Genomic DNA, 12,748 nt, shown 5'->3' on the forward strand with positions numbered 1-12,748 from the left:
ATCTATTTAAAAGATGAAATCTTTCTATTTGTCTTAAAATTTTAGATTTAATGATAATGCATACACTCTAGGGCGAGGATATAAATTATAATCTATACCTGCAGAACTATTAGATTCTGGATCTAATCCTGGATAATGTGTAATTAAAAACACGTTTTGAACTGTACCAGATACAGTTAAATTCATATCTGGATGTTTTTTAGAAATATCTTGAAAATTGTATCCTAAAGACAGATTATCCATTCTGATAAATGAGGCATTGTACACATAATAATCTGAGAAATATTGAGGTGTGTGGAAATTAGTATTCAATAAATCAACGGTTGCATTATTGATTGCATCAGTAGTTGTGTTGTTGACATTTGCCCAATTGTCAAAATTTGATCTTACATTGTCGTACATGTAATTACCGACATTCGCTCTGATTGTAGTTGCTAATGTCCAGTTTTTGTATCCAAAATTTGTGGAGAATCCGAATGTGGATTTGGCTTGCGGACTTTTGTAATAATACATATCATTGGAATTGATCACTCCATCTTTATTTCTATCTACATAAGCTCCTTCAACAGGTTTGCCGCTTTTGTCATATACTTGTTGGTATACATTGAATACATAAGGAGTATAACCAACAGCCCATCTTTGTATCATATTTCCTGTACCACCAGCTATAGAACCTACTGTAACTGAATAGCTTGGGTCATTATTATTTAACTGAGAAATCGTTGTATTGTATTTGGAATAGTTAAAAGATACAGTCCAGTTGATATCTCTTTTACGAATAACATCCGCAGAGATATTCAATTCTAAACCTTGGTTTTTCATTTTTCCAACGTTGGCATATAGGTAGTTGCTGAAGTTACTTCCGACAGAAACAGGTATATTTCCTAACAAGTCAGACGTATTTTTCCAATAATAATCTGCAGTTACAGTAATTAGATTATTTAAAAATCCTAAATCCAATCCAATATTTGTGGTAAGAGATTTTTCCCATTTAAGGTTTTTGTTATACGCATTAGGAGAGTAGTAGGAGTAATAGCTGTCTCCAATTTGATATTCTCCTGTAGATTGACTTCCATAATAAGTATTTTGGTAAGAATAACTACTGCCTATATCTTGTTGTCCTGTTAGACCATAACTTAATCTAAGCTTTAAATCGGACAACCATTTTTTAGCTGGTTCCATGAAATTTTCTTCGATCGCTCTCCAAGTTAAACCAACGGAAGGGAAATAACCATATCGATTATCTGGTGCAAATCTTGAAGAACCATCACGTCTAACTGTTCCTGACAAAATATACTTGTTGTCATAAGTATAGATCAATCTCGCATAATACGATAACATTCTATTTTGATCAATGCTTAAAGGATATGTTGGATGCGTAAGGATCGTAGTGTCATCCGCTTCGTATGTATTGTAGTTATTTGTTTTTGTGGAGAAAGTATAATAACCATAACCAGCTACCGCATTAATGTTACTTTTTCCTAAATCTTTATTATAGCTTAAGAAAGCCTCTAATGTGTAATTATCATACACATTTCTTGATCGGGAACTATTTCCATCAGTAGAAAAAGCTTCAGATGCATCTGCAAAAATCAATTTCTTTCCATTCGATCTAGTGATATCGTAACCAGCATTTACATTCACATGTAAATCAGGCAAAAAGTGCACTTTATAATCCAATTGTAAGTTGCCAATACTTCTTACTGCTTGACCCGTATTGTTTTGCATATTTAGTAAGGAAACAGGATTACGCCCAGCAAGGGATTTTATTGTTCCGTCGGCATTCATCCATTCGAAATAACCTCCATACGGATTGGTCTTGTCATATACTGGTTGCGTTGGATCAAATTGAATCGCAGCTGCAATTGCTCCTTGATTGGCAAAGAAAGATTTCGTTAAACTTCCTTTCAAATTCAAATTAACGGACAAATGATTGTCAAAGAATTTTGGACTCAAATTCAATGCAGTAGAAATTCTCTGCATATTATCTCTTTTCAAAATACCACTTTGGTTTAAATAGCCTGCAGAAAAGCGAATTGGCAGCCATTTATGTATGTTTCCTGCCACACTGAAATTATTATCTGTGGAGAATGCAGTTCTATATATTTCTTTTTGCCAATTGGTATTTGCTGTTCCTAATAAAGCTTTATGTGCATCATCGCCATATTCATTGATATAATCGCGCATTTGGTCACCAGACATGACATCTACTAATTTGGCTGCTTTTGAGAGACTATTTGTAGAGCTAAAATTATATACAGGTTTACCGCTTTTGCCTTTTTTGGTAGTAATTAATATAACACCATTAGATGCTCTTGAACCATATATTGCCGTTGCATTGGCATCTTTTAATACTGTAAAAGTTTCAATATCATTGGGGTTAATGGTTGCTAATGGATTGGCAACGTTTCCGATAGATCCGGTTGTCATAGGTACACCGTCGATTACATATAATGGATCGTTCGTTGCACTTAAAGATGCTCCGCCACGTATACGTACCGTACTTCCTGCACCAGGCTGACCACTATTCAATGTGATCTGCACGCCGGCAGCTTTGCCTTGAATTAATTGTTCTGGTGTTGCAACTAATCCTTTATTAAAATCTTTAGCAGAAATGGTAGTAACAGAGCCAGTAAGATCTTTTTTCTTACTTGTGCCATAACCGATTACAACGACTTCATTTAGATCTGCACCTAGAGGAGCAAGATATACACTAAAGTCTCCAGCACCTAAAGTGATTTCTTTATTTGTAAAACCTACTAAGGCAAATTGTAATTTTTTGCCTGCAATATTTTGGTTTGCTGGAATTTTGAATTGCCCATTCTCATCTGAAGTAAAATCTTCGTTTAATGCTGGTAATCTAACGGTAACTCCTGATAGTGCCGAGCTATCTTTAGAATTATAGATTTTACCGACAATACTGTCTTTCTGTGCAGAGGCATGAATACTCAAGCAAAGCAATGGAAAACTAAGCAAGGAGAACAATCGAACTCTTTTCATACTTATTGTTTATTTGTAAAATGGCATCCGGTAATGAAACTTAGGAAACGATACCGGTAACGTTCCCGAAATAATTTTGCAAACGTAAAGCTAATTTTTAAACTAACAAACGTTTTTTAGCAAAAAATTAAAAAATTATTAAATCTTTCTTGTGGATTCTCGATGTATAATTTCTGATTTCAACTCAATGGGTGCAAAATTTTCCTCTAAATGTGTAGATTTTAAGATGCCAAATAGTTGTTGCGCAGCTTTTTGTCCCATTTTAAATGCGGGTTGTGTAATAGTAGAAAGAGATGGATTTAGTAAATCCGCAATTTCCAAACTTGAAAAACCAATGATTTTTACTTCTTCGGGTATACGAATTTTATTTGCATGACATACACGATAGGAAACAACAGCCAATCTTTCCACTGCTGTAAGAATCGCATCTGGCTTCATTTTTTTTATTAAGTTCTCAATAATATAAAAGCTGATTTCTCGATCATTGTCACATTCTACAATTAATTGATTATCAATAGAAATATTGAATTCTTTCAATGCATCTAAATAGCCTTCAAGTCTTTTCCTTCCAATGGAATGCTCTTTGTCAATCACTAGAAATGCTATTTTTTCAGCCCCTCTTTCTATTAAATCTTTGGTCGCTTGATAACTACTTTGGTAATCATTATTGATAATTTTGGGTAAGGCGTATTCATCGTAAACCCGATCAAAAAAGACCAATGGAATTTTCTTTTTGATGATATTGGTGATGTGCGCATTCTTTTTTCCCTCACCAGTGGCAGAGATAATCATTCCGTCCACACGACCATTTAAAAGATTTTCCACGATCGATTGTTCCTTTTCGTAACTGCTATCAGTAACATACACCAATGTATGATATTGATGCGCTCGCGTTACCTGCTCGATCCCCTTGACTGCTTGAGAGAAAAAGTTATTGGCTAATTCAGGTAAAACAATCGCAATTGTATTGGTGGTTTTTTCTCGTAATGAACTTGCGTATAGATTGGGATGATAGTTCAATTCCTTCGCTTTTGCCAAAATTTTCTCTTTCGTATCTGGATTGATATCCGAATTATTTCTAAATGCACGAGAGATCGTAGATGTACTTAGATTTAGAGCTTTGGCGAGTTGTTTTATATTAATGCTTGGATTCTCCATGAACTTTTCGATAAGGCAGCTAAAGTAATATTTACCTGTTGATTTTTATTTTTTAATGGAATCTTTGTTTTCTTTTAGCAAAGTTACATACATTTGTTCGTTAGTTTTTATACTATTTCGGGAACGTTCCCAAATTTCTAAAGAATTCCATATGCACAAATTGACATTTTCCTTATTTATGCTATGTTGTATCGCTACTGCGAATGCACAAAAAATTCAATCGCCAGATAAATCTTTTGATCTTGATTTTAGTTTACAATCAGGAGGTGTTCCTACTTATTCCTTAGAATACAAGGGACAAGCTGTAATCAAACCAAGCCATTTGGGTTTGCAATTAGTCAATGATACAGACTTAAACAAAGATTTTACTATCGAAAAAATTGATACGTCTTCTTTTGATGAAACTTGGAAACCTGTTTGGGGCGAAGTGAGCCAAATCCGCAATCATTATAAAGAAATGGCAGTTACGCTTTTGCAAAATAGTACCAAACATGAAATGGTTATTCGTTTCAGATTGTTCAATGATGGTTTGGGTTTTAGATATGAATTTCCATTTACCAAAAAAGACTTCATTTATTTTACGATAAAAGAAGAAAATACGCAGTTTGCGATGGCGGGCGATCACAAGGCTTTTTGGTTGCCAGGCGATTTTGATACGGAAGAATATAGTACCGTGACATCCAAATTGTCCGAAATCCGTGGAAAAATGAAAGACGCGGTAACGCCAAATGCGTCTCAAACCACATTTTCTCCTACTGGAGTCCAGACACCTTTGATGATGAAATCGGATAAAGGTTTGTATATCAATATTCATGAAGCCGCGTTGATTGATTACGCGGCAATGAATTTGAATTTGGATGATCAAAATATGACTTTTACCACATTTTTGACTCCTGATGCACAAGGAAATAAAGGTCATTTACAAACGCCCACACAGACGCCTTGGCGTACGGTCATCGTAAGCGACAAAGCTGCGGATATATTGACTTCCAAATTGATCTATAATCTAAACGAACCAACCAAATATGAAGATGTAAGTTGGATCAAACCGATGAAATATGTCGGTGTTTGGTGGGAAATGATTACTGGAAAAAGCACTTGGGCATATGCTGATACCGACAATATTCACTTAGGAATAACAGATTATTCTAAATTAAAACCCAATGGCAAACATGGCGCAACGACAACGAATGTGAAAAAATACATTGATTTCGCTGCCGCAAATGGTTTTGATGCCGTGTTGGTGGAAGGTTGGAATGTAGGTTGGGAAGATTGGTTTGGACATGAAAAAGATTATGTATTTGATTTCATTACTCCTTACCCAGATTTTGATGTGAAAGAATTACATCGCTATGCTGCATCCAAAGGAATTAAAATCATCATGCATCATGAGACTTCTGGTTCCGTTCGCAATTACGAAAGATTTATGGATACTGCTTATCGCTTTATGGTGGACAATGGTTACAATGCTGTGAAAAGTGGTTATGTTGGAAATATTTTGCCAAGAGGCGAACATCATTATGGGCAATGGATCGACAACCATTATCTGCATGCTGTTAAAAAAGCCAGCGAATATAAAATCATGGTAGATGCTCACGAATCAGTTCACATGACAGGACTTTCTCGCACATATCCCAATTTGTTGGCGGAAGAAGCGGCACGAGGAACAGAGTATGAATCTTTTGGTGGAAATAATGCAGATCACACCACCATCTTACCATTTACAAGGTTGATGGGCGGACCAATGGATTACACACCAGGAATTTTTGAAACGCGTATTGAAAAAATCAATCCGGAAAATCATTCCTTTGTTCATACCACATTAGCGCGCCAATTGGCATTGTATGTAACGATGTACAGTCCATTCCAAATGGCTGCAGATCTTCCAGAAAATTATATGCGTTTTCCAGATGCATTCCAATTTATCAAAGATGTCGCCGTAGATTGGGACGATACCAAAGTTCTGGAAGCGGAACCAGGAGATTATATCACCTACGCGAGAAAAGCAAAAGGAACGAATAATTGGTTTGTCGGTCGTACCAATGATGAGATCTCACGAGTTTCCGATATTTCTTTGGACTTTTTGGATAAAGGGAAAAAATATATAGCCACGATTTACCAAGATGGCAAAGATGCAGATTACGAAAAAAATCCGCAATCCTACACGATCAAAAAAATGAATGTTACAGATAAAACTAAATTGAAAATAATATGTGCTCGTGGTGGTGGTTATGCTATCAGCATCATTGCACAATAATATTTATACAAACCACAACACATGAGAAGGCCGCAGTCATCGACTGCGGTTTTTTGTTTTAGGGTTAGTTTTTGTATATTTAATCAAGAAATAATTAGAGAAAATGAGAAAACTACTACTAGTAATTACAGGATTTTATTGTCTTTTGAATATTTGTTTTGCCCAAGACTCAGTCCCCAAATTGACAGGAAATATCAAAATTTCCATTAAAGAAGGTTCTATTGAATCTGATTTAAAATTGGAAAATATTCCACATTTAGAAGATTACTACATACGACTAAATAAAGGGATGAATGTATTAAACTGGAAAAGCTTAGATGGTAAGGGGTTTTTATTACATGCTTCGGTGGAGTATGATAAAGATAGCTTCCAAACTGGAGAATCTATGGCTTACTACTTTCTAGATAATACCAGAAAAAGAAAATATTTACCTAATAATTTAGAAGTAAAATACGTTGGAAAATTCCCAGTAGTGAAGGATACTTTAAACGACAATTATATGTTGTCTGATTGGAAAGGTAATATTGCTTTTAATAGTTACTCTCTAAGAACGGACGGTGCCCAATCAAGTTGGTATCCCATTTTGTACGATATTAAGAAAGATTTGCCATATGATAATATTACCTATGATATAAATGTTAGTTGTATTGATTGTAAAGTATTATATGTAAATGGTAGTGCTCCTTTGAATTCTAATAAGGGGCAATTTGAAAGCAAGAATCCAGTTCCAATTAACTTGTATTGTGGAGACTTTAAGTACAAAGAGATTGATTCCATTTATTTTTTAAATCCAGATTTAAATAAAAATCAACTCGATAGCCTTGGCAGAGATATCGACAAGTATAAAAAATATTATCAGCAAACTTTTGCCATTCCTTACAAAGATGCATTTACATTAATCCATACTACTCCTTTGAGTAAACGTAATGCTTGGAGCTTTGCATCTTTTCCAAGTGTCGTTAATATTGGTTTTGGTAAATATGGATTACAATTATATCTGGACTCTGCTAATAGATTAACGATTGCACACGAACTGGCTCATTATTATTTTGGAAATTATAGAAAATTCAATGATGTATTAGGTGATATGATGTTGGAAGGTTTTACAGAATATACAGGAATGCAGCTCATGAGAAATCTGATTAGTCCTAATATTTATAATAAAATATTGACTCAAAAAATAAATATATTGAAAGATTTTCAAGCCGTTCCTTTTGGAAAAATAAAGGTGAGTAGTGATTTTCAAAATAGAGAATTATATGTTTACTATTACGCACCAGTTATTTTTACTGCAATTGAAAAAATCATTGGAACAGACAATATGAATTCGTGGTTGAAAAATATTTTGAATAACAAAGAGAAAACTACAAACTACGCATTTCTATCCGGGACTTTGAAAAACGTAATAGGAGAACAAAAATTTGCGGAAATTGAGTCTCAATTATTGACATCTGATATTTCAAAAAGTAACGCAATTGAGTTAATATCCAAATAAGGTATTTTCCCTTAAAATTAAATAAAAAGGTCTTGTATGAAACCATACAAGACCTTTTTAAGTATTTGACAAGTTGTTTTAAACTTATTTAGTTGCTTCGATTGAGTTGAACAATTCTTCATCTACCAAGATACGTCCGCAGTTTTCGCAAATGATGATTTTTTTGCGTTGACGGATTTCACTTTGTTTTTGAGGAGGGATCGCGTTGAAACAACCACCACAAGCATCACGCTCGATAGGTACAACTGCCAATCCATTTCTATAATTATTACGAATACGGTCGTAGGAGAAAATCAAACGTTGATCTACCACGTGACGTGCTTCATCTTCATTTTCTTTCAATACAACTTCTTCTTTTTCTGTATCAGCGATGATTTTGTCTAATTCGCCCTTCTTCTGTTCCAAAACACCTTCTTTACCAGCGATTTGTTTTTTAACGTGATCTAAGTTGCCGCCTTTTTCTTCCAATTGTTCTTTGGCATCTTTGATATGACGTTCTGCTAATTTACCTTCTAATTGTTGATCTTCAATTTCTTTGTTGATCGCTTCAAATTCACGGTTGTTTTTAACAGATTCGCTTTGTTTTTCGTATTTTTTTACAAGTTCTTCAGCGGTTTTGATCGTATTGTTTTTACTTTCAATATATTCTGAGATTCCGTTGATTTCTTCTTCGATACGATTTTTTCGGTTAGTAAGACCAGCGAGTTCATCTTCAAGATCACTTACTTCCATTGGCAATTCACCACGTAAAGTGTGTAATTCGTCCAATTTGATATCGATTTTCTGTAATTTAATAAGACCAGAAAGCTTTTCTTCTACAGAGTAATCTTTTGTTTTTGCTGTTGCCATATAATTTGAATAAACAATTTATACAAAATAATAAACCGGATTTGTATTTGTTTCCGATTTTAAGACGGCAAAGGTACGAAATTTTGTATGCAAATAATCAAATAGTAAATCTATTGTATACTGTTCGCTTTCCCAATGTCCGATATCTGCAATTAAAATCTTATTTTCCGCATCAAAGAATTCGTGATATTTTATATCCGAACTAATATAAATATCTGATTGTGAATTGATTGCGTCTTTAAATAAGAAACTACCTGCACCGCCACACAAAGCGACTTTTTTTATCTTTTTATTTATAAATTGTGTGTGTTTTATCACTTTTAAGTTAAATACATCTTTGACAATAGACAAAAATTCCTTTTCCTCCAAAGGTTCTTCCAATTCTCCCACCAAACCTGCTCCGACTTCGTTTAACGCATTGGACAATGGGAAAATATCATAAGCCACTTCTTCGTACGGATGATTGCTTTTCAATGCAGCCAACAAGCTATATTCCAAATAAGCGGGAAAAATAACCTCAATTCTCGTTTCTCTTTCCGTATGCAAATGCCCAATTTCTCCTACAAAAGGATTCGCTTTTTCATTCGCTTGAAATGTTCCATCGCCTTCCGTATTGAAACTCGCATGACTGTAATTACCGATATTGCCTGCGCCTGCGGCAAATAATGCTTCACGCAGTTTTGGAGTATCTTTGACAGGTACAAATGTGACTAATTTCTTTAAAACTCCCGTTTTCGGTTGTAAGATTTGGCGATTTTTGAGTTGCAATTTGTCTGCAATGCGATCGTTGACGCCAGCCAACATATTATCCAAATTGGTGTGAATCGCGTAGATCGCTATATCATTTTTGATGGCAGCGATAATCGTACGTTCTACATAATCTTTTCCATTGAGTTTTTTCAAACCTTTGAATACAATCGGATGATGTGCGACGATTAAGTTGCAACCTTTTGCTTTTGCCTCCTCGACGATCGATTCGATACAATCCAAAGTGGTTAAAATGCCGGTACATTCCCAATTGGCATTGCCGGTAATTAATCCGCAATTGTCATAACTTTCTTGATAGGAGAGTGGCGCAATCGTTTCTAAATATTGAGTTATCTCTTTGATTTTCATTTATATATAAATACCAAGTTAATAGTAAAATGAATATTGATTTTTAGTATTGCCCTTCGCCTTTAGGAGAAGGGTTGGAATGAGGAATTATAGCAAAATCTTTTCAAAACAAACACTGTTGCTCACACCTACATATTGACCAAAATTGGGAATTCTTTGAAAACCATTTTTTTCATATAAGCGAATGGCTTCTGGTTGTTTCAAGCCCGTTTCCAAGATCAATTTTTCAGCGGATAATTCTTTTGCCCAATTGGCTAATTCATTTAAAATTTGTCCGGCTAAACCTTTCCCACGAAATGTCGGATCGGTGAACATTCTTTTGATTTCAAATATTTGTGGAGCATATTCTTTGATCGCACCACAAGCTACTGGCTGTTCATTTTCATACAAAACAACCACATTTTTGATCAAATCAACTTTGTTGAATTGTGCATAAAAGGCATGTTCTGCTCCATCTCTAATGGCTAAATCGGCATCCAAACTTTTTACTAATTGCAAAAAGTCAGGATGCGTAGAATCTGTGCGAATTATTTGCATAAATGATTAAGCAACGGTTTGTAATTCTGCTGCAAAAATGCTTTCTTTTGAAATCTGATTTTCCGCATGCAAATTGTTGTACACATCCAAAACTTGGAAAATGGCTTTTTTACCTTTGTCACCCAAACTAAAAGAGAAGTTATTGACATACAAGTTGATGTGTTGACGCATCACCTCTTCTTCCATTTCTTGTGCATGCATTTTTACATATTCTGCCAATTGATCTTTGTGATGGATATACGCATATTCGATACTGTTGCGTATCAAATTATTCATCTTTTTCAATAATTTGAAAGGTTGATTACGTTTAGCAACGATACCGCCCAAAGGAATTGGTGCATGCGTTGTTTTTTCCCAATAATCACCCAAATCAATCAATTTTACCAAGCCTCTTTTTTGATAGGTAAATCTATTTTCATGGATAATAACACCAAGACCTTTACCGTCTTTTACAAAATCTTCCACCTCGTTAAAGACGACAAATTCTTTATTTTTTGCATCTGGATATGCCAATGAAAATAGCAAATGTGCGGTCGTGTCCACACCAGGAATAGCAATCTGATGTGCGTGAACCTCCTCAGCAGCCATTGGATTGCTGGCAATCAATAAAGGACCAACGCCCATACCCAAAGCTCCACCACTATCCAAAACACAATATTCACTCAAAATACGTGGCAATACGCCATAACTAATCTTCGAAAAATCTAATTTCCCCTCTTTTGCCCAATTATTTAAAGTCTGTACATCTTCCAGATGTAAATCAAATTCCAATCCGTCGGTATCTATTTTATGGTTGACGAGCGCGTCAAAGATAAAAGTGTCGTTGGGACATGGGCTAAAACCTAAACTAAGCTTCATTCTTTTATCGATTTTAAAGTGTAGGGAGCAAAAACTCCCCTTTTATTAATGTAATGGCTTCTCCGGAAAGAAAAACGCTGCCATTTTCTAATTTCAATTTTAATTCACCTCCTCGAGCTGAAGCTTGGTAGGCAAATAAAGTTGTCTTGCCCAATTTGTTTGCCCAAAAAGGTACCAAACAACAATGTGCAGAACCTGTCACTGGATCTTCATTAACCCCAACAGGAACGGCAAAAAAGCGAGAAACAAAATCGTAAGGACTTTCGGAATCTCCTTTTGCGGTGATGATGGTGGCATATTTTTCCAATAGATGAAAATCTGGTTGGTATTGAATTACCTCTTTTGCAGACGATAATTCTACAATATACTTAGCACTTTGCGCTTTAAAGATAGACGAATTTGGAAAGATATTTTGCAAATCTTCAGGAATGGAATCTTCTGTAATTGGGATTGCCGGAAAGTCCAAACTGATCCAATTCTCTGATTTAGAAGCTTTTAAAATACCGCTAAGCGTCTTGAAATGTACAATTGTCTCTGATTTTTCCAAACCTAATTCCCATAAAATATGTGCACTTGCCAACGTCGCATGTCCGCATAAATCAATCTCAACTGAAGGTGTAAACCATTGTAAATTGTAAGCACCTTCCCCCGTTTTCAGTAAAAATGCGGTTTCGGATAAATTATTTTCCGCAGCAATGGCGAGTTTGATTTCGGATGGAATATCGTTTTCTAACAGACAAACGGCTGCCGGATTACCTTTAAATGGTTGGTTGGTAAATGCATCTACTTGATATATGGGAAGTTTCATTTTATAAATTTTGAAAGATTTTAAGCAATTCCGTATTCAAATTTCCAATAGAATTTTTAAAATCCCAATTTGATTTATCTCGATCGCCGACAAGATTGGAAATACTTCTTATTTGCATAAATGGAATTTGATATTGCAATGCGTTATAATGCAACGCCGCGCCTTCCATCGATTCAATAACAGGTTGATATTTAGATAAATAAGCATCCATTCTTAGGGAAGACGTCGTAATCTCATCAATTGTTATCGCTTTTGCTGTCGGTAGATTTGTCTTATTCCAATCTTTCAAATAAGGATTTATTAGCACGCCATCCGAATATGGAAATGCATTTTTATCAGCAAATCCGAGATCAAAAATATCTTTCCAAATTCCATTTTCCTCGACGCCGGCATTGACAAATTGATCAGAATCTATCACAAAAACCTGTCCCAATGTCTTTTTTTTGTCAAATGTTCCAGCGATACCTGCCAAGATAATCAGGCCGGGAGTATTGATTGTCAATAACTTTTGCAAATGAAAACTTGCCTCTAACATGCCTATGCCTATCGTATGGAATTGAATTTCATGTGCTTCGATGGGATTCGTTTGTAACGCTTCTCGGAGCGGACGCGTCTCCATTTCTGTAGCGGAAGTGACCAAAATTTGCATAAGCGAATATCGTATATTTTT

At 35.1% G+C, this 12,748-nt stretch carries 10 protein-coding genes; 2 read left to right on the top strand and 8 right to left on the bottom strand.

Features of this window, described 5'->3' with window-relative positions; translation table 11 throughout:
• Window positions 1-33: 33 nt before the first annotated feature.
• Entirely contained in the window at window positions 34-3,000 is a 2,967-nt protein-coding gene (locus tag E0W69_RS17655) for a SusC/RagA family TonB-linked outer membrane protein (protein WP_131331382.1), read from the bottom strand.
• Between the two features lie 138 nt (window positions 3,001-3,138).
• A complete protein-coding gene (locus E0W69_RS17660) occupies window positions 3,139-4,158 on the bottom strand; it encodes a LacI family DNA-binding transcriptional regulator (protein WP_131331383.1) in 1,020 nt (339 codons plus the stop codon).
• 151 nt (window positions 4,159-4,309) lie between these two features.
• Here E0W69_RS17660 and E0W69_RS17665 point away from each other — a divergent pair, with 151 nt between their 5' ends.
• Window positions 4,310-6,415 (top strand): glycoside hydrolase family 97 protein, encoded by a 2,106-nt coding sequence (locus E0W69_RS17665; RefSeq protein WP_131331384.1) that lies wholly within the window; start codon window positions 4,310-4,312, stop codon window positions 6,413-6,415.
• A gap of 103 nt (window positions 6,416-6,518) precedes the next feature.
• Complete coding sequence (locus E0W69_RS17670) at window positions 6,519-7,910, top strand: gluzincin family metallopeptidase (RefSeq protein WP_131331385.1); 1,392 nt, start codon at window positions 6,519-6,521, stop codon at window positions 7,908-7,910.
• 84 nt (window positions 7,911-7,994) lie between these two features.
• On the opposite strand, the gene E0W69_RS17675 is transcribed toward E0W69_RS17670, so the two are convergent.
• The 6 genes from E0W69_RS17675 to mqnB all read right to left on the bottom strand — a co-directional run bounded on the left by E0W69_RS17675 (window position 7,995) and on the right by mqnB (window position 12,727).
• Window positions 7,995-8,759 (bottom strand): zinc ribbon domain-containing protein, encoded by a 765-nt coding sequence (locus tag E0W69_RS17675; protein WP_131331386.1) that lies wholly within the window; start codon window positions 8,757-8,759, stop codon window positions 7,995-7,997.
• Between the two features lie 18 nt (window positions 8,760-8,777).
• Window positions 8,778-9,875 (bottom strand): Nif3-like dinuclear metal center hexameric protein, encoded by a 1,098-nt coding sequence (locus E0W69_RS17680; protein ID WP_131331387.1) that lies wholly within the window; start codon window positions 9,873-9,875, stop codon window positions 8,778-8,780.
• An 87-nt stretch (window positions 9,876-9,962) separates the two neighbouring features.
• The gene (locus tag E0W69_RS17685; RefSeq protein WP_131331388.1) at window positions 9,963-10,412 is read right to left on the bottom strand and encodes a GNAT family N-acetyltransferase; all 450 of its coding nucleotides are present in this window, start codon (window positions 10,410-10,412) and stop codon (window positions 9,963-9,965) included.
• Between the two features lie 6 nt (window positions 10,413-10,418).
• On the bottom strand, window positions 10,419-11,270 hold the full coding sequence (locus tag E0W69_RS17690) for a 1,4-dihydroxy-6-naphthoate synthase (protein ID WP_131331389.1): 852 nt from the start codon (window positions 11,268-11,270) through the stop codon (window positions 10,419-10,421).
• A gap of 13 nt (window positions 11,271-11,283) precedes the next feature.
• Window positions 11,284-12,078, bottom strand: a complete 795-nt coding sequence (locus tag E0W69_RS17695) for a PhzF family phenazine biosynthesis protein (protein WP_131331390.1) — start codon at window positions 12,076-12,078, stop codon at window positions 11,284-11,286.
• A gap of 1 nt (window position 12,079) precedes the next feature.
• Window positions 12,080-12,727: a futalosine hydrolase gene (mqnB, locus tag E0W69_RS17700; protein WP_131331391.1), complete on the bottom strand. Its 648-nt coding sequence runs from the start codon at window positions 12,725-12,727 to the stop codon at window positions 12,080-12,082.
• Window positions 12,728-12,748: the final 21 nt, after the last annotated feature.

Source organism: Rhizosphaericola mali, assembly GCF_004337365.2.
Lineage (GTDB): Bacteria > Bacteroidota > Bacteroidia > Chitinophagales > Chitinophagaceae > Rhizosphaericola > Rhizosphaericola mali.